This is a genomic window from Bradyrhizobium sp. Arg237L (assembly GCF_029990105.1).
Lineage (GTDB): Bacteria > Pseudomonadota > Alphaproteobacteria > Rhizobiales > Xanthobacteraceae > Bradyrhizobium.
Window position 1 is genome coordinate 96,823 of record NZ_JAQMIL010000001.1, and the last position, 20,366, is coordinate 117,188.

At 64.5% G+C, this 20,366-nt stretch carries 21 protein-coding genes; 10 read left to right on the forward strand and 11 right to left on the reverse strand.

Annotated elements, in window-relative coordinates:
- Positions 1-2: 2 nt before the first annotated feature.
- Positions 3-560 (reverse strand): thiamine pyrophosphate-binding protein, encoded by a 558-nt coding sequence (locus OZ411_RS00435; RefSeq protein ID WP_282526329.1) that lies wholly within the window; start codon positions 558-560, stop codon positions 3-5.
- Between the two features lie 185 nt (positions 561-745).
- Here OZ411_RS00435 and OZ411_RS00440 point away from each other — a divergent pair, with 185 nt between their 5' ends.
- The 4 genes from OZ411_RS00440 (at position 746) to OZ411_RS00455 (ending at position 4,099) form a co-directional block, all read left to right on the forward strand.
- A complete protein-coding gene (locus tag OZ411_RS00440; protein ID WP_282526330.1) occupies positions 746-1,711 on the forward strand; it encodes a tripartite tricarboxylate transporter substrate binding protein in 966 nt (321 codons plus the stop codon).
- A gap of 4 nt (positions 1,712-1,715) precedes the next feature.
- The gene (locus tag OZ411_RS00445) at positions 1,716-2,612 is read left to right on the forward strand and encodes an amidohydrolase family protein (RefSeq protein ID WP_282526331.1); all 897 of its coding nucleotides are present in this window, start codon (positions 1,716-1,718) and stop codon (positions 2,610-2,612) included.
- A gap of 15 nt (positions 2,613-2,627) precedes the next feature.
- Complete coding sequence (locus OZ411_RS00450) at positions 2,628-3,677, forward strand: hydroxyacid dehydrogenase (RefSeq protein WP_282526332.1); 1,050 nt, start codon at positions 2,628-2,630, stop codon at positions 3,675-3,677.
- Between the two features lie 209 nt (positions 3,678-3,886).
- Positions 3,887-4,099 (forward strand): hypothetical protein, encoded by a 213-nt coding sequence (locus OZ411_RS00455; protein WP_282526333.1) that lies wholly within the window; start codon positions 3,887-3,889, stop codon positions 4,097-4,099.
- 18 nt (positions 4,100-4,117) lie between these two features.
- Here OZ411_RS00455 and OZ411_RS00460 read toward each other — a convergent pair whose 3' ends face one another.
- Positions 4,118-5,122, reverse strand: a complete 1,005-nt coding sequence (locus OZ411_RS00460) for an AraC family transcriptional regulator (protein WP_282526334.1) — start codon at positions 5,120-5,122, stop codon at positions 4,118-4,120.
- A gap of 254 nt (positions 5,123-5,376) precedes the next feature.
- Here OZ411_RS00460 and OZ411_RS00465 point away from each other — a divergent pair, with 254 nt between their 5' ends.
- On the forward strand, positions 5,377-5,826 hold the full coding sequence (locus OZ411_RS00465; protein WP_027577784.1) for a cupin domain-containing protein: 450 nt from the start codon (positions 5,377-5,379) through the stop codon (positions 5,824-5,826).
- A gap of 116 nt (positions 5,827-5,942) precedes the next feature.
- Positions 5,943-7,433, forward strand: coding sequence for an NAD(P)/FAD-dependent oxidoreductase (locus OZ411_RS00470; protein ID WP_282526335.1), 1,491 nt, complete (start codon positions 5,943-5,945; stop codon positions 7,431-7,433).
- On the opposite strand, the gene OZ411_RS00475 is transcribed toward OZ411_RS00470, so the two are convergent.
- Genes OZ411_RS00475 through OZ411_RS00485 form a run of 3 tightly spaced genes read right to left on the reverse strand, consistent with a single transcriptional unit; the run spans position 7,418 to position 10,872 of the window.
- Complete coding sequence (locus OZ411_RS00475; protein WP_282526336.1) at positions 7,418-9,061, reverse strand: ABC transporter ATP-binding protein; 1,644 nt, start codon at positions 9,059-9,061, stop codon at positions 7,418-7,420. The genes OZ411_RS00470 and OZ411_RS00475 overlap by 16 nt on opposite strands.
- A 3-nt stretch (positions 9,062-9,064) precedes the next feature.
- Positions 9,065-9,904, reverse strand: coding sequence for an ABC transporter permease (locus OZ411_RS00480; RefSeq protein ID WP_282526337.1), 840 nt, complete (start codon positions 9,902-9,904; stop codon positions 9,065-9,067).
- Positions 9,901-10,872, reverse strand: coding sequence for an ABC transporter permease (locus OZ411_RS00485; RefSeq protein WP_282526338.1), 972 nt, complete (start codon positions 10,870-10,872; stop codon positions 9,901-9,903). Before OZ411_RS00485 ends, OZ411_RS00480 begins: the two co-directional genes overlap by 4 nt.
- 225 nt (positions 10,873-11,097) lie before the next feature.
- Between OZ411_RS00485 and OZ411_RS00490 the strand changes: the two genes are divergently transcribed.
- Positions 11,098-12,123, forward strand: coding sequence for a histone deacetylase family protein (locus tag OZ411_RS00490; RefSeq protein ID WP_282526339.1), 1,026 nt, complete (start codon positions 11,098-11,100; stop codon positions 12,121-12,123).
- A 471-nt stretch (positions 12,124-12,594) separates the two neighbouring features.
- Here OZ411_RS00490 and OZ411_RS00495 read toward each other — a convergent pair whose 3' ends face one another.
- Entirely contained in the window at positions 12,595-13,230 is a 636-nt protein-coding gene (locus OZ411_RS00495) for a TetR/AcrR family transcriptional regulator (protein ID WP_282526340.1), read from the reverse strand.
- Between the two features lie 175 nt (positions 13,231-13,405).
- On the opposite strand from OZ411_RS00495, the gene OZ411_RS00500 reads away from it, so the two are divergent.
- Together OZ411_RS00500 and OZ411_RS00505 are read left to right on the forward strand one after the other, a co-directional pair.
- Positions 13,406-13,615: a ferredoxin gene (locus OZ411_RS00500; protein WP_130579516.1), complete on the forward strand. Its 210-nt coding sequence runs from the start codon at positions 13,406-13,408 to the stop codon at positions 13,613-13,615.
- A gap of 68 nt (positions 13,616-13,683) precedes the next feature.
- Positions 13,684-14,901 carry a cytochrome P450 gene (locus OZ411_RS00505; RefSeq protein ID WP_130579517.1) on the forward strand — a complete coding sequence of 406 codons (1,218 nt, stop codon included), beginning with the start codon at positions 13,684-13,686 and terminating at the stop codon, positions 14,899-14,901.
- Positions 14,902-15,015: 114 nt separating this feature from the next.
- Here OZ411_RS00505 and OZ411_RS00510 read toward each other — a convergent pair whose 3' ends face one another.
- The 4 genes from OZ411_RS00510 to fixL all read right to left on the reverse strand — a co-directional run bounded on the left by OZ411_RS00510 (position 15,016) and on the right by fixL (position 18,606).
- A complete protein-coding gene (locus OZ411_RS00510; RefSeq protein ID WP_282526341.1) occupies positions 15,016-15,714 on the reverse strand; it encodes a helix-turn-helix domain-containing protein in 699 nt (232 codons plus the stop codon).
- Positions 15,715-15,980: 266 nt separating this feature from the next.
- Complete coding sequence (locus OZ411_RS00515; RefSeq protein WP_130583983.1) at positions 15,981-16,382, reverse strand: response regulator; 402 nt, start codon at positions 16,380-16,382, stop codon at positions 15,981-15,983.
- A gap of 87 nt (positions 16,383-16,469) precedes the next feature.
- Complete coding sequence (fixJ, locus tag OZ411_RS00520) at positions 16,470-17,087, reverse strand: response regulator FixJ (RefSeq protein WP_282526342.1); 618 nt, start codon at positions 17,085-17,087, stop codon at positions 16,470-16,472.
- Complete coding sequence (fixL, locus tag OZ411_RS00525; protein WP_282526343.1) at positions 17,077-18,606, reverse strand: sensor protein FixL; 1,530 nt, start codon at positions 18,604-18,606, stop codon at positions 17,077-17,079. The genes fixJ and fixL overlap by 11 nt, the downstream gene beginning before the upstream one ends.
- A gap of 206 nt (positions 18,607-18,812) precedes the next feature.
- Here fixL and OZ411_RS00530 point away from each other — a divergent pair, with 206 nt between their 5' ends.
- Positions 18,813-19,250: a CBS domain-containing protein gene (locus OZ411_RS00530; RefSeq protein WP_282526344.1), complete on the forward strand. Its 438-nt coding sequence runs from the start codon at positions 18,813-18,815 to the stop codon at positions 19,248-19,250.
- A gap of 227 nt (positions 19,251-19,477) precedes the next feature.
- On the opposite strand, the gene OZ411_RS00535 is transcribed toward OZ411_RS00530, so the two are convergent.
- A complete protein-coding gene (locus tag OZ411_RS00535; protein WP_282526345.1) occupies positions 19,478-20,203 on the reverse strand; it encodes a CBS domain-containing protein in 726 nt (241 codons plus the stop codon).
- Positions 20,204-20,366 lie beyond the last annotated feature (163 nt).

Below are 20,366 nucleotides of genomic sequence, written 5' to 3' on the forward strand. Positions count from 1 at the left end.
GGTCACTTGTCAAAGACCTTGCCGCCCGTAAGGAGCGGCGAGAGGATCAGCGCCACCGGCGCCTGCGTGGCGACGGCCTGCTTGATCGAGCGATCGACGATGAATTCGAACTCGTCGAGCCGGGTCGCCGTGTGATGCTCCATCGCCAGCGAGTCGAGCACGGGCCGCATGGTGCGGCAGACCAGCGCCTGACCGTAATTGAATTCGCCGAGCGTACCGCGCTCGGAGACGAACATGATCACCGGGATCTGGTAGGGGATCGCGAGCGAGGCCAGGACATTCGCAAGCGTCGCGAAGCCGGAGGTCTGCATTAGCACCGCGCCACGCACCCCGCCCATCCAGGCGCCGGAGACGATGCCGACCGCTTCCTCCTCGCGCGCGGTGGGAAAGGTCGTGAAGAAGGGATCGGCGTGCAGGTTCTTGATCAGCGGCGTCAGCACGCGGTCCGGCACATAGGGCACGAGGCTGACCTCGTTGCGCTTGAGCGTCTGCAGCACGATGCCGTGCCAGCTCTTCTCCGCTGCGGTCTTGAGCGAGCTTTCATCCTCCGCGAGCGCCATGTCTGCTCTCCCTAACATCCCGCGACGCTGCGGCCGCTTTCTCGCGGCAAAACTTCACCCGACCGGCGCGATTGTCAACATGTCGCAGTCGCAACGTGACCTGCGGTTTCCGCTGATGCGGATGGCGGTCCGCTATGCGATACAGGCGGCAACGACAATAAGACGAGAGCGGTGGGAGGAATGTCATGGCCAGTTGGTTCTGGCGAGCCGCCATTGCAGCGGTCATGTCCCTTGCGGTCGGCTCGGCATTCGCACAGCCGTTTCCCGCCAAGCCTGTTCATATCCTGGTCCCCTATCCGCCCGGCGGGGGCGTCGACGTGCTCACCCGCACGCTCGCCGACGTGGTGTCGAAACAATGGGGACAATCGATCGTCGTCGAGAACCGGCCCGGCGCGGGCGGCGTGATCGCGTCGCAGGCGATCGCCACCTCGGCGCCGGACGGCTATGAGCTGATTGTGGTGGCGAGCGGCCACGCCACCAATCCCTTTCTCTATCCCAAGCTGCCCTACGACACGTTCAAGGATTTCTCGCCGATTTCCCTGCTGGCGTCGTCGCCCAATGTGCTGCTGGTGCGCGCGGATTCCCCGTTCAAGTCGGCTGCCGAAATCATCGCGGCTGCGAAGGCCAAGCCGGGCAGCCTGTCCTACGGCCATGCCGGCAATGGCACATCGACCCATCTGGCGGGCGAACTCCTGAAGAACCTGGCGAAGATCGACCTTAACGCAATCCCCTACAAAGGCGGCATGCCGGCGATCAACGACCTCCTGGGCGGGCAGATCCCGATGTCGTTCAACAATGGTCCGGAGTCGGTCGGCCAATTGCAGGCCGGCACGGTCCGGGCGCTGGCCGTCACCACGGCGGCGCGGGCGCCGTTCCTGCCTGACGTCCCCAGCCTGTCCGAGGCCGTGCCGGGCTACGACACCGAGGTGTGGTGGGGGCTGCTCGGGCCGGGCGGCATGGTCCCCGATCTCGTGACAAAGCTTTCGCACGACTTCGTGGCCGCACTGAACACGGAGGTGGTAAAGGAACGGCTGACCAAGCTCGGCGCGGTGCCGATCGGGAGCGCGCCGGAAAAGTTCGATGCCAAGATCCATGCCGACTATGAGAAATGGGGGCCAATCATCAAGGCCGCCGGCATGACGGCGGAATAGCGCGATGACCGCTTCAGCCATTCCCGCCTGCCTGCCGCCGCGCGAGGTCAGCCGTCCGAAGGTGCCGGTGCCGCCGGGCGCTTGCGATACCCATGCCCACGTGTTCGGTCCGTCCGATCGCTTTCCCTATGCGGAGGATCGCAGTTACACGCCGCCCGATGCGCCGCTGGAAAAATACCTTGCTATGCTCGATATCATCGGGTTTGCGCGCGGCGTGCTGGTCCAGGGCAGTGCGCATGGCAGCGACAATTCCGCGATGCTGGATGCGCTCCGGCGCATGCCGGATCGCCTGCGCGGCGTCGCGGTAGCCGATGCGCGCGTCGCGCCGGCCACGCTGCGCGAATGGAACGCGCTCGGCGTGCGTGGCTTGCGCTTCAACCATTTCTTCCGCGGCGGCCAGTTGCACTATCGCGGTGGTGTTCCGCTGACGGAAGCCGAGAGACTAGCGCCTGTAATGGCTGAGCTCGGCTGGCATCTTCAACTCTGGATCGACGTCAAGGATTTGCCGCAGGCGATCCCGCTGCTGAAATCGTTCCGCCTGCCTGTTGTGATCGACCATATGGGCCGTACCGATGCCCGCGCCGGCACCGGCACCGAGGGGTTCCAGAGCCTGCTCCGCGCGGTCGCCGACGGCTGGTGCTGGGCTAAACTCTCCGGCGCGCATCGCCTGAGCCAGCAGGCGCCTGACTATCCCGATGCGCGGCCGTTCCACGAGGCCCTGGTAAAGGCGAATCCCGAGCGCCTGGTCTGGGGCGGCGACTGGCCGCATCCGCGGGTCGAGGGCGAGATGCCCGATGCCGGCCACCTGCTCGAATTGTTCCAGCAATGGACACCGGATGAGGCGACGCAGCAGCGCATCCTCATCGCCAATCCCGCAAGACTCTATGGTTTCCCGAACTGAAAGTTGCAGAAGGACATGACCGTCAACAACAAGCGCGTCTTCTACGTCAAATACCTCGCCCACAACATCTATGCGGACATCCTCAAGAGCCGCCCCGACGTGCGGCTCGACCGGCTGGAGAATGAGAGCCCCGACGAGGTCGCAGCACCGATCCTCGAAGCGGCGCATGCCTACCAGATCGGCGCGGCGCGCGACGAACTGGCCAGGCACTTCCATGTCGACCGGGACCTGCTCCGTCGTACGCCGAACCTCCTGATCGTCTCCTCCAACGGCGCGGGTTTCGATCCCGTCGACGTCGACGCCTGCACCGCGGCCGGCGTGCTGGTGGTCAACCAGTCCGGCGGCAACGCCAATTCCGTCGCCGAGCACGCGCTGGGGATGCTGCTCACCCTGTCGAAGCGGATCATCGAATCCGATCGCGTGCTGCGGCGCCAGCGGGACGTCAACCGCAATGCGCTGATCGGCAACGAGGCGCAGGGCAAGACCATCGGCATCATCGGTCTTGGCAATGTCGGCCGCCGGATCGCCGAGCTCTGCAGGGGGCTCCTGCACATGAAGGTGATCGCCTACGATCCCTATTTGTCCGCCGAGGAGATGGCGAAGCGGGGAGGCGAGAAGGTCGAGCTCGACGAGCTCCTGTGCCGTGCCGACTATGTCTCGATCAGTTGCCCGCTGACGAAGGAAAGCCGCGGCATGATCGGCGGGCGCGAATTCGCGCTGATGCAGCCGCACGCGTTCTTCATCACCACGGCGCGCGGCTTCATCCATGACGAGGAGGCGCTAGAGGATGCGCTGCGCAACAAGCGCATCGCCGGCGCCGGCCTGGACGTCTGGGCCAAGGAGCCGCCGCCGCCGGAGCATCCGCTGCTGCAGTTCGACAATGTGCTCGCCAGTCCCCATACGGCCGGCGTCACCCGGGAAGCGCGCGAGAACATGGGCCGGATCGCCGCCGAGCAGGTCCTGGACGCGCTCGACGGCAAGCGGCCGCCGCGGATCATCAATCCCGAGGTCTGGCCGGCCTACGCCAGGCGGTTTGAGCGGGCGTTCGGGTTTGCGCCGAAGTAGGGCCATGCTGATTTTGGTCAAATCTACTGCCGAATGCACAGGCAGCGGAAGACGTGGAACCGCGCCGGATCGGGGTTGCCGGCGTGGCGTTCGCCGGCGCGCGGGATCGCGGCACGATTGGCGGTCATCGGCCCTTGATTTCCCTCAACTCTTTTTTCCAGGATGCTAGTATCCAAATTCCGACGCTACCCGTGTAGCAGGAGGCTCCCATGTCACGATTTGTCGTTAGCTTCATGAAAGACGTACTCGGTGACAATGGTCGCGAACGGGAGGTTTGCCAGAGTTCGCTGGAAATCAATGCCTCGAACGAAGGTCAAGCCGCGGAAATGGCCAAGCAGAAATTCTGCGAGACGCAGGCGCTGTGTGATTGGTCGCTGCACGCTGACCGCATCCGGATCGATTCGGCAGATTATCCCTCATAGTTGTTCGCTCGGTTGAAGTTAGCTCAGGCGCCGCAACGTCGCCGAGGGGCTCTCGCCGAACTTCGCGCGATAAGCACTTGCCATCCGGCTCAGATGGGTGAAGCCGAGATCGAAGGCGATGTCGACGACGCGTTCGTCCGGCCGCGCTGCTTTCAGCCGGGCATTGAGCCGGGCGAGCCGGATGTCCTGCAGCATCGCCGAAATGGTCGTCCCGAAATGGCGACGGAAGCCAAGCTGCAATGCGCGAATGCCGACGCCGGCGGCATCGGCAAGCTGCGCGAGATCGAGCGGCTCATCGACCTGGGCCTCGAGCCAGGCGCGCGCCCGCTTCAGCGGTATTGGCTGCGTCTCGACGCGGCCTTCGAAGATGGCGATCGCCCGGCTCAGGCTATGATGCTGTTCGTTGAGTAGTGCACTGAGCAATCGTTCCCGCCAATCGGCTGCCGCCAGGGGTGACGGGCGCTTCGCCGGACCAAGGCGCTCGGCTCTCTCGACGAGATCGCAGATCCCTGCCTGAAGCGCGCGTCCGAACGGTGTGGTGAGGTCGAGCGATGGATCGAACTCCACCGCTCTCGCCGACGTCCCAGCGAGCGCTGCCGCGCGATGTTCCACGAGCTTGCGTTCGAGCAGCAGGATGAGCTGGGCGCAATCCTCTCGCCACGTCATCTGCGTCGGCACAGTCGGCGACAGCAGCGATGCCGCAGTGTTGGGCGCAGTCGTCACCTCGCGCGCCGCCGTCCGTATCTCCGCGCAACCATGTAGCGGGATCTGCAGCAGGAAAAACCGGTCGAGGCAGCCGGGATCGATCGAGACCGATCCGCCATAGGCGACATAGTTCACCGAGAACCCATCGAAGGCTGCGCAATTGTGCTGAGCGCTGAAGTCGTTCTCGGAATGCCCGATCGGCTTCAGTTCATGCGGGCAAAAAATCCGTCCGATCGCCTCGGCGGCGTCATCGACACTGGCGGTCGAGACGCGGGCGAAATCCGCAAGCCGGGTGTTGGTCAAGGCACCTGCGTTCATCGCAACCGCCGCGGAGTTGCTTGAGGTTTAAAATATCGGGAGCCTAATGCATCTTTCGGCATGGGGAAACGCAGTTTCGGCGCGCAGCCTGCCCGATCGCTATGCTGGCGTTTGCCGCGCGCTTGGGCAGCGACAGCTCCTCCTGCAGCGCAACATATGCTTCGCGGTCGCGGGATTCGTTTATCGGCTAGACAAGCCGTCGCTCCGACGACAGCTTCACAGGCGCGGTGCAGTCCAGACATGGAGGTGGCGGAATGGGTGCGCTCGAGAAAGGCATTACGCGGAGCGGCACGGGTTACGGCGGCAAGACCTGGAATATTCTGGGCCAGGTCTATTTTCCCAAGGCGGTCACCGACTCGACCTTCGCATTCGAAACCAACAGCGATCCCGGCCAGTTCGTGCCGGTGCACATCCATCCGACCCAGGACGAATTCATCCTGGTGCAGGAAGGCACACTCGACCTCAAGCTCGACGGCGTCTGGGTGAAAGCGGAGGCTGGCGATCTCGTGCGCATGCCGCGCGGTATTCCCCACGGTTATTTCAACAAATCGGACAAGCCGGCGCGCGCGCTGTTCTGGGTCTCGCCGATGCAGAAGCTGGAGGCGTTGTTCGACAAACTGCACAATCTGCAGGATCCGGCAGAGGTGGTGCGCATTTCCGCCGAGCACGAGGTGAATTTCCTGCCGCCGGAAGCCAACGACTGACCTTGCCCTGGTAGCGGGCCCAACGTCGGAAGCAGCGGATTGCCGGGAGCGTATCCGGCGATGACGGCGGCGTGTGCGTACAATCCAACGGGTTGGTGATCTTCCGGAGCATCCACATGGTCAAGCAGAAGCATGTTTGCATCATCGGCGCCGGCGTTTCCGGGCTTGCCGCGGCCAAGGCGTTTTCCGAGCGCGGACACAGGGTGACCATCGTCGAGCGCAGCGGCGATCTCGGCGGCGTGTGGGAGCCGGCGCGGTCCTATCCCGAGGTCCAGACCCAGAGCCCGAAGGATCTCTATCGCTACACCGACAAGGCGATGCCGGGCTCCTATCCGGAATGGCCGAAGGGGCCGCAGGTCTACGCTTACTTGCGCGACTACGCGCGCGAGCATGGGCTCGACGATGCCATGCGCTTGAATACCGCCGTGGTGGCAATGGATCGCCGCGCCGACGGCAAGCCGGGCTGGACGCTCACGCTTCGCACCGACGATAGCGTGGGCCACGAGGATTTTGATTTCGTCGCAGTCTGTACCGGCCAGTTCAACGAACCGCAAACCCTCAGCCTGCGCGGCGAGGACGTGTTCAAGTCGCAAGGCGGCAAGATCCTGCATTCGTCGCAATACAACGATGCGACGATCGCCAGGGGGCGCAGAGTGGTGGTGCTCGGCGGCTCGAAATCGGCGACCGACATTGCAGTGAACGCCGTCAACTCGGGCGCTGCCGAAGTCACCATCGTCTATCGCGAGCCGGTGTGGCGCATTCCGTATTTCGTCGGCGGCTTGGTCAACTTCAAGCGCATCCTCTACATCCGCGCCCAGGAAGAGATGTTTCCGGGTTGGGGCATCGGCCCGCTGTCGCGGCTCGCGCATGTGCTGGCTAAGCCGCTGGTGTGGGCGAATTGGCGTGGGTTGGAGAGCCTTCTGAAGGTCCAGCTCAAGCTGAAGCAATGCGACATGGTGCCGAAGCAGCCGATCGAGGACGGCGTCAATTGTTCGGTGCCGATTGCAACGCCCGGCTTCTATCCGATGGTGGCCGATGGCCGCATCAAGGCGATCCGCGGCACCTTCGATCATTATGATGGCGACAGCATCGTGATGAGCGGGGGCGAGCGCGTGCCGGCGGATGTGGCGGTCCTTGCGATCGGCTACAGGCTTGGCGTTCCATTCCTGCCCGAAAGCTACCGTAGCAAGCTGGTCGAGCCCGACGGGCAGTATCGGCTCTATCGCCTGATCGCCAACCCGGATCTGCCGGATATGGGGTTCGTCGGATTCAATTCCAGCTTCTGCACGGTGCTTTGCGCCGAGCTGGCCGCCAACTGGCTGGTGCGTTACGCCGATGGCAAGCTTGCGCGGCAGCCGACTGCCGCCGAGATGAAGGAGAACATCGCGATGATGCTTCACTTCAAACGTGTCGAACGGCCGGCGGCGGGCGTCTATGGTGGGCTTTGCGTTGCGCCCTATCATTACCGCCACTTCGACGAACTGCTGGCGGATATCGGTACGAGCATCCGCCGGCGCAATCCGCTCGCCGAAAAATTCACGCCGCCCGATGCCGATGCCTATGCGCGCTTCCTTGCTTCAGCGCCGGACTATCACGCGGTGGCATAAGGACGGGCCGGCTCCTCGCTCGCCGCTGTCCGACCGGGCACGGCGGCAAGCAGCTCGCGCGTGTAGGGATGCTCGGGGGCTGCGAACAACGCTGCCGCAGGCCTTAGTTCCACGATCTCGCCGCGCTGCATCACCGCGATGCGGTCGCAGATTTGCGCGGCGACGCGCAGATCGTGGGTGATGAACAGCATCGATAATCCGAGCCGCGCCTTGAGGTCTTCAAGCAGATTGAGAACCTGCGCCTGCACCGAGACGTCGAGCGCCGAGACCGCTTCGTCCGCGACCAGGATTTCCGGCTCGAGCGCCAGCGCGCGGGCGATCCCGATGCGCTGGCGCTGGCCGCCGGAAAACTCGTGCGGAAAGCGGTCCATCGCATTGGCGTTGAGGCCGACCATGCCGAGCAGGTCGCGGGCGCGCTGCCGCGCCACATCAGGATCGGTACCATGCGCGATCGGCCCGTCCGCGATGATGTTGCCGACCTTGCGGCGCGGATTGAGCGAGGCAAAGGGATCCTGGAAGATCATCTGGATGCGGCTGCGCTCCTTGCGCAGTTCCTTGCCGCCGATCGCGGTGAAGTCGGTATCGCCGAGGCGGACCGTGCCCTCGTCTGGTTCGATCAGGCGCATGACAAGGCGCGCGACCGAGGACTTGCCCGAACCGGATTCGCCGACGAGGCCGAGCGTCTCGCCCTGCAGGATGTTGAAGTTGACCGCCTTGGCTGCCTGCACGCGCCGCTCCGGCTGGAACCAGCCGCCGCCGGAGACATAGGTCTTGTCGAGGCCGATCACCTCGACCGCCTTGGGACGGTCGACGAGGGGAGCGCGCTGCGGCGGCTCCATCGAGGGCACCGCGGCGAGCAGAGCGCGTGTGTAAGCGTGTTGCGGACGCTGCAGCACGGCATCGGCCGCGCCCTGTTCGACCACCTTGCCGTGCTGAAGCACGACCACGCGATCGGCGATATCGGCGACGACGCCGAAATCATGGGTGATGAACATTACAGCCATGTTGCGGCGACGCTGCAGGTCGCGGATCAGTTTCAAAATCTGCGCCTGCGTGGTGACGTCGAGCGCGGTGGTCGGCTCGTCCGCGACCAGCACCGCCGGCTCGAGCGCGAGCGCCATTGCGATCATCGCGCGCTGACGCTGGCCGCCGGACAATTGGTGCGGATAGGCGCGCACGGTGCGTTCGGGGTCGGGCAGGCCGACCTCGCGCAAGAGATTGAGCGCCTTCTGCCGACGCTCCTTCGGCGTCAGCAGATTGTGCGCCTCAAACATCTCGGCGATCTGGTCGCCGATCCGCATCAACGGATTGAGCGCGGTCATCGGCTCCTGGAACACCATGGCGATGTGGCGGCCGCGCAGGCCGAGCCATTGGTCATCATCCAGTCGCAGCAGATTTTGTCGCTCGAAGAGAATTTCACCGGCCTCGCGGCCGATGGTGTCGGGAAGGAGGCCCATCAACGCGTGGGCGCACATCGACTTGCCGGAACCGGACTCGCCGACCACGCAGAGGATCTTGCCGGGGATGAGATCGAACGACACGCCGTCGACGGCGTAGTCGCGGTCGGCGCCGGGCGGCAGCGCCAGCTTGAGGTCTCTGATGACGACGACGGCTTTACTCTCGGACATTGCTCAGCGCCCATCCTTGTTGAGGCGCGGATTGAGCGCGTCGTTGAGGCCTTCGCCGATCAGGTTCAGCGCCAGCACCGAAACCAGGATGGCGATGCCGGGAAACACCGTGATCCACCAGGCCTGCCGGATCACGGTGCGGCCGGCGCCGACCATGTAGCCCCATGACATCAGGTTCGGATCGCCGAGGCCGAGGAAGGAGAGCGAGGATTCCAGGAGGATTGCGGTCGCCACCATCAGCGAAGCCAGCACGATGACGGGCGAGAGCGCATTGGGCAGGATCTCGCGCCAGATGATCCAGCTATGGGTCTGTCCGGTGACGATCGCCGCCTGGACATATTCGCGGGTGCGCAGCGACAGCACTTCAGCGCGCACCAATCGCGCCACCGGCGGCCAGCTCACGATCGCGATCGCCAGCACGATCGAAACGATCGAGGGCTGCATGATCGCCACCAGCACGATCGCGAGCGCAAAGCTGGGCACGGTCTGGAAGAACTCGGTGAAGCGCATCAGGGCATCGCCGATCCGACCGCCGAAATAGCCGGCGAGCGCGCCAACGGGAATGCCGACGGCAAGCGCAGCGAGCGTCGAGACCAGCCCGACCAACAGCGAGACGCGCGCGCCATAGATGATGCCGGCGAACACGTCGCGGCCGAGCGCGTCGGTGCCGAGCGGCAGGCCTGATATCGTGAACGGCGGCAGGAACGGCCGCTGCACCATGCGCCAGGGCGAATTCGGGAAGATCATCGGCCCGAACAACGCGACCGCGATCGCGATGATAAGAATGATCGAGCCGATCAATCCGCCGGGATTGCGCAGCAATAGCTTCCAGAACCGCTTCATGCCGCAACCTCGATGCGCGGATCGACCGAGCGGTAGATCAGGTCGGTGATGAGGTTGAACGCCAGCACCATCGCCGAGCAGACGACGAAGACGCCGAGCAAGAGGTTATAGTCGCGCTGCAGCAGCGCCTCATACATCAGCCGGCCGATGCCGGGCCAGGCAAACACGGTCTCGGTCAACACAGCGCCGCCGACCAGCGTGCCGGCCTGCAGGCCGGCGAGCGTCACCACCGGCAGCAGCGCGTTGCGCAGGATGTGGCGGCGCTGGATCACCGCGTCGCGGAGGCCCTTGGCGCGCGCGGTCTTGACGAAATCGAGACGCTTCACTTCCAGCATCGAGGCGCGCGTCATGCGGGTGTAGGTCGCCATGAAGAACAGGCCGATCGTGGTGGCCGGCAGGATCAGGTGCGCGGCGACGTCGAGCACATGGGCGAAGCCGGTGTAGTTGGCGCCGACCGTTTCGTAGCCGAAGCTCGGCAGCCAATCCATCGCCACCGAGAACAACAGGATCGCCATCAGCGCGACCCAAAACAAAGGCGTGGCGTAGAAGATCAGCGCCAGCACCGTGATCGCGGTATCGGCCCAACTACCCGCGCGGCGCGCCGCCAATGTTCCGAACAGCACGCCTGATAGCAGCGAGATCGCAAATGCCGTGCCGGTGAGCAGCAGCGTTGCCGGCAGCCGCTCGAGGATCAATTGCGATACCGGCGCCTGCTGGCGGAAGGAGAAACCGAGGTCGAAGGTGGCGATGCCCTTCACATACCGATAGAGCTGCACGGGCAATGGCTGATCGAGCCCGAATTTCTCGCGGAGCTGGGCGACGAAGAGCTGATCGCTGGCGCCGGCTTCTCCGGCCATCACCACCGCGGGATCGCCGGGCGCCAGCCGGATCAGGAAGAAGTTCAAGACGACGATCGCGAGCAGCACGACGATCGCCTTCATAATTCGTTGCGTGAGGAATCCGAGCATCGGAACCTTTCAGCTCGTTCGGGAGACGACACAGCCGCGGATCAAGGAAGCGGTCATCGCTGTCGATTCAACGGGTCTGGCCTGGAGGGGCAAGGTCAAACTCTCGGCAATCGGCGCTTAAGGAATGAACAGCAGCATGGACATCCCTTTCGCAACCGGGCCGCTTTGCGATTCCGGCGGTTCTATGCAAGGGATGTTCCTGTTGCCAATGATGGGAGCCTCCTCGTGAAGGCCGTCTATACCGAACTGCATCGTAGCCATGATCCGCAATTCTTCCTGGTCCGCGGCGTCGTCAAGCGCACCACCGAACAGCCCGAGCGCGCCGACCGTCTGCTGGCAGGGCTGAAGGCGGGCAAGCATCAACTGGTCGAGCCGACCGTGTTCGGGCAGGGGCCGCGGGCGCGGGTGCACAGCGCCGAATATCTCAGCTTCCTCGCGGAAGCCTGGGACGCCTGGTCGGCGCTCGGCGATTCCGGTTCCGAGATGATTGCCAACATCCATCCGGTGCGCAACGCCGCCACCTATCCGACCCATATCGTCGGCCGGCTCGGCTGGCACACGGCCGATACCGCCGCGCCGATCGGGCCGGGCACCTGGGCGGCCGCTTGTGCTGCGACCGACGTCGCAGCGACCGCGGCGCAGATGGTGATGGAGGGCGAGGACGCCGTCTACGCGCTGTGCCGTCCGCCCGGTCATCACGCCTATCGCGATATCGCCGGCGGCTTCTGCTTCCTCAACAACAGCGCGGTTGCGGCCGCGCATCTGCGGCTGAAACATGAGCGCGTCGCGATCCTCGACGTCGATGTCCATCACGGCAATGGCACGCAGGGCATCTTCTACGAGCGGCCTGACGTGCTGACGGTGTCGATCCATGCGGATCCGGCCTCGTTCTATCCGTTCGTCTGGGGCTATGCGCATGAGCGCGGCGCGGGTCCGGGGCTCGGCACCAATCTCAACATCCCGCTGCCGATCGGCACCGGCGACGACGGTTTCCTCACGGCGCTTGCGACGGTGGAGAAGACGATCGAAGCTTTTGCGCCCGGCGCGCTCGTCGTAGCCCTCGGTCTCGATGCCTCCGAGCACGATCCGCTGGCGGGCCTTGCCGTCACAACGGAAGGATTCCGCCGCATCGGCGCCGCCATCGCGCGGATCGGCCTGCCGACGGTGTTCGTGCAGGAAGGCGGCTATCTCTCCGACATCCTCGGCGCTAATCTGACCGCGGTGCTCGGCGGGTTTGAAGCAGCAAGGTGAGGGACTTCGTAGGATGGGTAGAGCGAAGCGAAACCCATCGCGACGGAGCAAGCGGCGCGAATGATGGGTTTCGCTGCGCTCTACCCATCCTACGACGTCGTGCCCGCGAAGCCGGCGGGCGTCTCGCGAAAAGCGCCGTAGGGTGGGCAAAGCGAAGCGTGCCCACCATGAAGCATTCCGCTCGTGATGGTGGGCACCCTTCCGCTGGAGTCCGTTTAAGCGACGGCGCGTGCAGTCGCTTTGCCCACCCTTACGCACCGGCGCGCTTGGCACGTCATTGCGAGCGCAGCGAAGCAATCCATAGCGCCGCAAGCGGAGGCGTGGATTGCTTCGCTGCGCTCGCAATGACGGAGGCTGTCATTCCGGGGCGATGCGTTAGCATCGAGCCCGGAATCCATCTAACCGCAGAGTATGCGGCCCAATGGATTCCGGGTTCGCGCTTCGCGCGCCCCGGAATGACGAGGGGAGAGATCAGCGCTCTTTCTCTGCCGCCTTGATCGCGAGTGACAGGCTCAGCTTGATCTGCGCGACCATGTCGTCGAGCAGTTGTTCGCGCGTGGTTTCGGCGAGCTGGCCGGTGAGCAGGCCTTGCTCGGCGAGCATGACGACGCCGTGCAACGAGGCCCAGATCTGCAGCGCGTGGCGCTCGCGCAAGAGGGCGACCGCCGGCGACTCCAGCGCTTCCAGCAGCAGACCGAACGTCTCCATCGCGGCGCTGTGCAGCTCGCTCTCCTTTGGCGAGCAGGCCATCACGCGCGAGGCGAACATCAGGCGGTAGATGCCGTGGCGGCGCAGGCCGAAGGCGAGGGCGGCTTGCGCGAAGCGTGAGATTTTTGTCCGCTTCGACGGTTCGTCGATCGCATCGCGCAGCGTCGTGTTGAACTGGCGAAAGGCTTCCGCTGTGACGGCCGACAACAGCGCCTCGCGGTCTGCGAAATGCCGATAGGGGGCGGGCTGCGAGACGCGGAGCTTCTTGGCGAGTGCGCTGATGCTGATGGCCTCGGGGCCGCCGAGTTCCGCTTCCTGCAATGCCGCATGCACCAGGGCGTCGCGGAGGTCGCCATGGTGATAGGCATTTTGCGGCTTGCGGGCGAGGCGTGTTCCCATCTTAATGTGATAGGCTATAACTTTTCGCTTGACAGCACAACCGGACCGCGAATGTAATGGCTCCAAATTGAGACGTGGCCGAAGCAAGCCGCGTCCGCCGAGAAGCAGAGGAAACGCCAGTCCGCGCATCGAGCCACGGGCATCGATGCTGCGCGCGGCAGAGGGAAGCGCCCGCATGTCCGCAAAGCTGAAGATCCACGTCGACCAGGACAGGTGCCAGGGACACGCGCGCTGCAAGGCGCTCGCGCCCGAACTATTCGACCTCGACGAATACGGCAATGCCCATGAGCACGGCGAAGGCCGTGTGCCTGAAGGCCTCGAGGACAAGGCCTATCTCGCCCAGACCAACTGCCCGGAATTCGCGATCGAAGTCATCGAGGAGTGAGGCGCGCGGTCGGACCGCCGCCTTCATCCACACTTGATCTGAACGAACACAGCGGAAGGAAACTGCCGATGTCCGATTCCGTCAGCATGATGCCCGAACACCCGCCGGTGACCGACTGGATCCGTGATTTCGACCACACCGATCCGGCCTGGACCGAGAATCCGTTTCCGATCTGGGAGCAGTTGCGCGCAGCCTCGCCGGTGGTTCACACCGACCGCTTCCTCGGCTGCTACATGCCCACCACCTATGAGGCGGTAAAGCAGGTCGCCTACGACACCGAGCATTTTTCCTCCCGCCGCATCATCGTGCGCGACGTGCGGCCGGAGGTCACGCAGCCGGCGCCGCCCATCACCTCCGATCCACCCGAACATAAGCCGGCCAAGCAGTTGCTGCTGCCGCCGTTCACGCCCGACGCGATGAAGAAGCTCGAGCCACGGGTCCGTGCGATCTGCAACGAGCTGATCGACGAGTTCATCGACGACGGAAAATGCGACGCCGCCGAGCGCTACACGAAGCACATTCCAGTGCGCGCCATCGCCCATATGTTGGGTATACCCGAGAAGGATGGCGACCTCTTCATCAAGTGGATCCACGAAATCCTCGAGCTCGGCATCAAGGATCAGGACATCTTGATGCGCGCGCTCCACGAGATGAGTGCGTATTTCGCGGGCCATATCGCCGAACGCAAGGGCAAGCCGACCGACGACCTGATCACGACGCTGATGAACGCGCGCGACAAGGACGGCAAGCCGTTGTCGGACGCCCATGTGCTCGGCTCGCTGCGACTGCTCCTGGTCGCCGGCATCGACACCACCTGGAGCGCGATCGGCTCCTCGCTCTGGCACCTTGCGAAGACGCCCGCGGACCGTGAACGGCTGGTTGCTCAGCCGGAATTGTTGCCGATCGCGATCGAGGAGTTCCTGCGCGCCTATTCCCCGGTGACGATGGCGCGCGAAGTGGTGAAGGAGACCACGGTCAGCGGCTGCCCGGTCAAGCCCGGCAACATGGTGCTGTTGTCCTTCCCCGCTGCCAATCGCGACCCTGCGATGTTCGCGGACGCCGACAAGGTGGTGATCGACCGCAAGGAGAATCGTCACGCCGCCTTCGGCCTCGGCATCCATCGCTGCGTCGGCTCGAACCTCGCGCGCATGGAGATGATGGTCGCGATCGAGGAATGGCTGAAGCGGATTCCCGACTTCCGGCTCGATCCGGCCGGCAAGGTGGCGTGGTCGGAAGGCACCGTCCGCGGCCCGCGCGCACTGCCGTTCCTGTTCGGGGCGGGCTAGTTACAGTGCGTAGCCCGGGTGGAGCGACAGCGTAACCCCGGGGACGCTGGTAGACGTGGATGGAAGTGTCCCGGGTTGCGCTTCGCTTCACCGGGGCTACGGACCTGCGCCGGATCAAACATCCATGTTGCGGAGGCGCTGGCGGTTGCGCAGCACGATCTGGCGGGCGCCGGAGAAGCCGAGCACGCCTTCGTCGTTCAGTTGCGACAGCGCGCGGGAAACCGTCTCCAGTGTCAGTCCCAGATAATCGCCGATGTCGCGGCGGCACATCGGCAGCGCCATCATGCCCATGCCGGCAACCGCAAGGCGGCGATCCATCTCCAGGAGGAAATTGGCGACCCGCTCCATGGCGCTCTTGCGGCCGAGCAGGAGCATGTGCTCTTCGGCATGCTTGAGATCGCCCGCCGTCATGGTCCAGAGCTTGTGGGCGACCTGGACGTCGGTGCTGGCTGCCTGTTCCAGGCTGCGGCGCTTTACCAGGCGCACGGTGGTGTCGATGATGGCTTCCGCTGCCAGCCGGTGCTTGGCGCCGGACTCGAGCCCGAAGACGTCGCCGGGCAGGTGGAACGCGCCGATCTGGCGGCGCCCGTCGGCGAGCAGCTTGTAGGTGCGAACCGCGCCGCGGATCACCTGGTAGACGTATTCGGCCGGCTCGTCCTCGCCGTAGATCTCCTCGTCTTTCCGGTAGGTGAATTCGGTGGCGATCAGGCCGGCATGTCCGGCCAGGCCGCAAAATGGCTCGGCAGGCGCATGGCCGCCCGGCACAGGCCGGTTAATGTTGAGGGAAGCGGCGGCGGGCGACTGGGTGAGCATGAGCCATCTCCTATGCAGCGGATGGCTTTTGGTACGCGGAACAGGCGAACTCGGAAATTTCGCTCCATGCCTTAAGGGCAAGCCCTTAGGTAGAATTACGGAGGTCCCGGTTGCGCGTTCGTAGCCCGGGTGAGCCAACGGGTCGCGCGCACGCGCGCCCGATGACAGGCTCCGCGCAACCCGGGATGTCTGCGCCCGCGTTTGAGAGCGGCCCCGGGTTACGCTGCCGCTCCACCCGGGCTACGGGGCTCCACCCGGGCCACAGGCTACGGGGCGGGCGAGGTCGATCGGTCGGTCTTGATCACGTCCCAGATGCGGGTGGACAGGCTGTCCTCGACATGCGGCTTGTGCAGCACATGGCGGATGCCGGCGGCCGCGGCCTTGGCCGGAATGGTCGCGTCGGGGTAGCCGGTGATCAGAATGATCGGCGTCTTGACGTCGCGCTGGCGCAGAATCCCGGCGAGGTCGATGCCGCTCATGTTCGGCATCTTGTAGTCGATCACGAAACAGTCGGCTCCGCCCATGGTCATGGCGTTCAGCAACGCCTCGGCGCTGCGGAAGGTGCGGACATAGAAGCCGTCGGTTTCCAGGAGGAAACGCAGCGACCCAAGCACGTCGGAATCGTCGTCCACGACGTAGACAAGGGGAGTTCTGGTGGGTGGGGGCATCGCGGCTGTTATCTAGCTTCCGGGCCGGCCATCCGGTCCATCAACCCATATTTATAAGCCTGTCGATGCCGGCCAGCTTGATTCAGCTCAATCCTTGAGCGCCCCGGCCCGCATGGCCAGGCGGACCAGCTCCGAAAGGCTGCTCGCCTGCATCTTGGTCATCACATTGGCCCGGTAAACCTCGATGGTCCGGGGGCTGATATTGTAGTCGCGGGCGATCATCTTGTTGGAAAGCCCGGCCACCAGCCCGTCCATGACCTGCCGCTCGCGCGGGCTGAGCGAGGCGATGCGGGTGGCGACATCCTGGGCCACGGCCTCGTCGCGGGCGCCGGCCTCGGCCTGCCGGAGCGCGACGTCGATCATCGCGATCAGCCGGTCGTCCTCGAACGGCTTCTCCATGAAATCGACCGCGCCGAGTCTCATCGCTTCGACAGCGAGCGGGACATCGCCGTGGCCGGTCATGATGATGACCGGGAAGGCCCCGCGGCTTTCCTTGACGCGCTTCAGCAGCTCGATGCCGTCCATGCCGGGCATGCGGATATCTGACACCACGCAGCCGAACTCGACGGTGGGGAGCGCGTCCAGGAAGGCTTGCGCCGTCTCGAACAGGCGGACTTCGAAGTCAGCCGAATCGAGCAGGAATTGCAGCGAATCCCGCATCGCGTCGTCATCGTCGATGACGTAGACATTTCCCCTACGTGCCATCTGTCAAACTCTCGTTCGGTACCGCCGGCAGCGTGAAACGGAAGGTCGCGCCGCCCGCCTGATTGGATTCGGCCCACATCCGCCCGCCATGCGCCTCGATGATCGAGCGGCTGATCGACAGCCCGACGCCCATGCCGGTTTCCTTTGTCGTGAAGAAGGTCTGGAACAGGTTCTTCTCCACATCCTCAGGAAATCCATGGCCGGTGTCGAACACCGATACTTCGATCATGTCCTCATCGACCGGCCGGTTCGAGGCGATCAATTCGCGCCGCTCGGACTGCGCCATCGCCTCCAGCGCATTGCGGAACAGATTGACCAGCACCTGCTGCACCTGGACGCGGTCGACCAGCACCAAGTCATATCGCGGATCGAGGTTGAAGCGGATCCGCACGTCCTGCTCGCGGGCGCCGGCAAGCCCGAGCGCGCCGGCTTCCTCGACCATCTTCGAGAGGCGTTCGACGCGCTTTTCCGATTCACCGCGGGCGACGAAGTCGCGCAGCCGGCGGATGATCTGCCCGGCGCGGATCGCCTGTTCGGCGGCGCGATCCATCGCGCCCTCGATCTTGGCGCGGTTCGGGTCATCGCTTGCGGCGAGCAGGCGGCGCGAGCCCTTCATGTAATTGCTGATGGCGGCGAGCGGCTGGTTGAGCTCATGGGCGAGCGCGGACGCCATTTCGCCCATTGCGCTGAGGCGCGAGACGTGGACGAGTTCCGATTGCAATTCCTGCAGCCGCGCCTGGGTCTGCTGGTGCTCGGTGAGGTCGCGAACGAAGCCGGTGAAATAGGGCACGCCGCCGGACTGCATCTCGCCGATCGACAAATGCATCGGGAAGGTGGTGCCGTCCCTGCGCTGGCCGGTCACGATGCGGCCGATGCCGATGATGTGGCGCTCGCCGGTGGTAAGGTAGCGCGCCATGTAGCTGTCATGGCGGGAGCGGTCGGGCTCCGGCATCAAGATGCTGACATTCTGTCCGATGGCCTCCTGCTCGGTATATCCGAACTGCCGTTCCGCGGCGCTCGAGAAGAACTGCATGATGCCGCGGCCGTCGATGACGATCATCGCGTCGGGGATCGTCTCCAGGATCGACCGCAGGTGCCCTTCGCGCGTGCGCAGGGCCTCCTCATGCTGCTTTTCCTCATCGATGTCGAGCACGATGCCGGAAAGATGCGTAGACGTCTTGTCCCGCGTCAGACTGCCGCGCAGCCGCACCCAGTGGTTGTCGCCATCATTTCGGCTCAGCCGGTAGGCGAGGTCGAAGGCCTCTCCGCTCTCGGTCGCGTGTGAAATGGCCTGTTCGGTGCGCTGGCGGTCGTCGGGCTCGAGCAGCGAGAGGAAGAGCTCATAGCTGATCGGCGCGTCGTCGGGAACGCCGAACAGCCTGCGCGCGGTGGTCGACCAGGTGAGCTGCTTGGTCGCCAGATCGATATCCCAGCCGCCGATCCCGGCTCCCTCGGCACCGAGCCGAAAGCGCCGATCGGGGGCGCGGTCATCGGAGGGGGAGGGGTCGAGGCCAGTCAAACGCTTTTCCGGTTCTTCGCCGCCCCGCGGGGGCGGATTCGTACAGTGATCTGGCAGATTATGGTCCGATTGGCCAGCCCCGCTCAAGGGGAGGCGGGGCCTTCGCTCCGCGGTCGTCGTGATCCGCAGTAGATCCGGTGATTGACCTCGGTCAATATACCAGCGGGGAGGCTGGCTTAAATGAAGGGCCTGACAGAGGACTCGCCTTGTACAAATTTCTCGAGCTGACCGCCGCCGATTACATGACGCGCGATCCAAAGACGGTCTCGCGCGATATGACGATGGCCAAATTGTGCGAACGATTCGAGAAGGAGGACTTCAACACCTATCCCGTCGTCGACGGGACGCAGGCGGTGGGGATGGTCTCCAAATTCGATGTCTTGTCCTGCTTCGTCTTCACGCCGGCGCGCATCCTTCCGCGCTATGAGGACCTGATGCAGAAGACGACCGCCGACGTGATGACGTCGGACTTCATCTATGTGGTGCCGGAGACGCGGTTGACCCGGGTGCTCGAATTGATGGTCAATCACCGGCTGCGAAGCATTCCGGTGCTCGAGGGCGAACAGCTCGCCGGCATCATTTCTCGCGAAGACGTGATGCGCGCCCTGCGCGACTGCGCCGCGGCGGCAGACCGCCGAAACTGAGCGCTAGCTCAATTGCATTCAGTGCGATGACGGCGGTTCTCCCTCGCCCCGCTCTTGCGGGGCCGGGACGAGCAGAGCTCGCCCTGAGAGGGTTGGGGTGAGGGGCTCTCTCCGCGAACACGGTGACAGATGGACTCGCGGAAGCTCCCCCTCACCCGAAATTCAAGCTGTGCTTGAATTTCGACCTCTCCCCGCAAGCGGGGCGAGGTGGAGCAGCAGGCGAGCTGTCAGCCCGTCTTCGCCCACTCCCTGTCGTCAGGCGAAGGCAGGTAGAATCCGGACATCGGCTCGACCCAGCAGAGATGGTCGTGGACCTTCCTCACGCCGGCGACGTTCTCGGTGGCGACGACGACGGCCTGGCGGCTGCGCTCGTCGGTGATGACGCCGCTTAAGTGCACAATGCCGTCGCGGACGACGACGCTGAGGCCGAACGGGCACCAATCCGCTTCCTCCAGCGCAGCGATGATGCGGTCACGGATGTGGTCATCGTCGGCGGTCGGATCGGGGACGTCGCGGGCAAGGCTTGCCACCGCCTGCAAGAGGTTGGACCGTGACACGATGCCGACGAGCTCGTCACCGCGAACGACCGGCAGGCGCTTGATGTGATGCTTCTCCATCAGCGCGACGATCGTATCGAGCGGCGTCTCCTCGGTGACCGTGATCGGGTCCGAGGTCATGATCTCGGCGACCCTGCGGCCCTGCTCGCGAACGAACTCGGTGGCGGCCGGGCCGGGGCCGAGCAGGAATTTCAGGAACCGGCCGTACTTGCGCTGGGTTCCGATCTCGCCGCGACGCAGGAAGTCGCCTTCCGAGATGACGCCGACCAGCTTGCCGGCGGCGACGACCGGTAGTCCACTGATATGCCGCTGCAGCATCAGGTTGGCTGCATCGACGATGGGTGTTTCCGGCGTGACTGAAATGACCGGGCGGGTCATGATCTGATGGGCGCGCATGGGTTTGTTCCCGTTTGATGCGGTTGATAGTCGCAGCCTAGTTGCACTGTAGGTGCGGTGTTTGAGGCAGGTCAACGCCTTCGGCGGGGTCGAATTGAGCAAGCGCAAGGCCAGCTCTGAAACAGGAACTATTCGTCATGGGCCGGCCACCATGGCTGGTTAC

Coding starts and splice junctions, on each gene's coding strand:
- OZ411_RS00435 (WP_282526329.1), bottom strand. CDS start 560: ATGGCGCTCGCGGAGGATGAAAGCTCGCTCAAGACCGCAGCGGAGAAG.
- OZ411_RS00440 (WP_282526330.1), top strand. CDS start 746: ATGGCCAGTTGGTTCTGGCGAGCCGCCATTGCAGCGGTCATGTCCCTT.
- OZ411_RS00445 (WP_282526331.1), top strand. CDS start 1,716: ATGACCGCTTCAGCCATTCCCGCCTGCCTGCCGCCGCGCGAGGTCAGC.
- OZ411_RS00450 (WP_282526332.1), top strand. CDS start 2,628: ATGACCGTCAACAACAAGCGCGTCTTCTACGTCAAATACCTCGCCCAC.
- OZ411_RS00455 (WP_282526333.1), top strand. CDS start 3,887: ATGTCACGATTTGTCGTTAGCTTCATGAAAGACGTACTCGGTGACAAT.
- OZ411_RS00460 (WP_282526334.1), bottom strand. CDS start 5,122: ATGAACGCAGGTGCCTTGACCAACACCCGGCTTGCGGATTTCGCCCGC.
- OZ411_RS00465 (WP_027577784.1), top strand. CDS start 5,377: ATGGGTGCGCTCGAGAAAGGCATTACGCGGAGCGGCACGGGTTACGGC.
- OZ411_RS00470 (WP_282526335.1), top strand. CDS start 5,943: ATGGTCAAGCAGAAGCATGTTTGCATCATCGGCGCCGGCGTTTCCGGG.
- OZ411_RS00475 (WP_282526336.1), bottom strand. CDS start 9,061: ATGTCCGAGAGTAAAGCCGTCGTCGTCATCAGAGACCTCAAGCTGGCG.
- OZ411_RS00480 (WP_282526337.1), bottom strand. CDS start 9,904: ATGAAGCGGTTCTGGAAGCTATTGCTGCGCAATCCCGGCGGATTGATC.
- OZ411_RS00485 (WP_282526338.1), bottom strand. CDS start 10,872: ATGCTCGGATTCCTCACGCAACGAATTATGAAGGCGATCGTCGTGCTG.
- OZ411_RS00495 (WP_282526340.1), bottom strand. CDS start 13,230: ATGGGAACACGCCTCGCCCGCAAGCCGCAAAATGCCTATCACCATGGC.
- OZ411_RS00500 (WP_130579516.1), top strand. CDS start 13,406: ATGTCCGCAAAGCTGAAGATCCACGTCGACCAGGACAGGTGCCAGGGA.
- OZ411_RS00505 (WP_130579517.1), top strand. CDS start 13,684: ATGTCCGATTCCGTCAGCATGATGCCCGAACACCCGCCGGTGACCGAC.
- OZ411_RS00510 (WP_282526341.1), bottom strand. CDS start 15,714: ATGCTCACCCAGTCGCCCGCCGCCGCTTCCCTCAACATTAACCGGCCT.
- OZ411_RS00515 (WP_130583983.1), bottom strand. CDS start 16,382: ATGCCCCCACCCACCAGAACTCCCCTTGTCTACGTCGTGGACGACGAT.
- fixJ (WP_282526342.1), bottom strand. CDS start 17,087: ATGGCACGTAGGGGAAATGTCTACGTCATCGACGATGACGACGCGATG.
- OZ411_RS00535 (WP_282526345.1), bottom strand. CDS start 20,203: ATGCGCGCCCATCAGATCATGACCCGCCCGGTCATTTCAGTCACGCCG.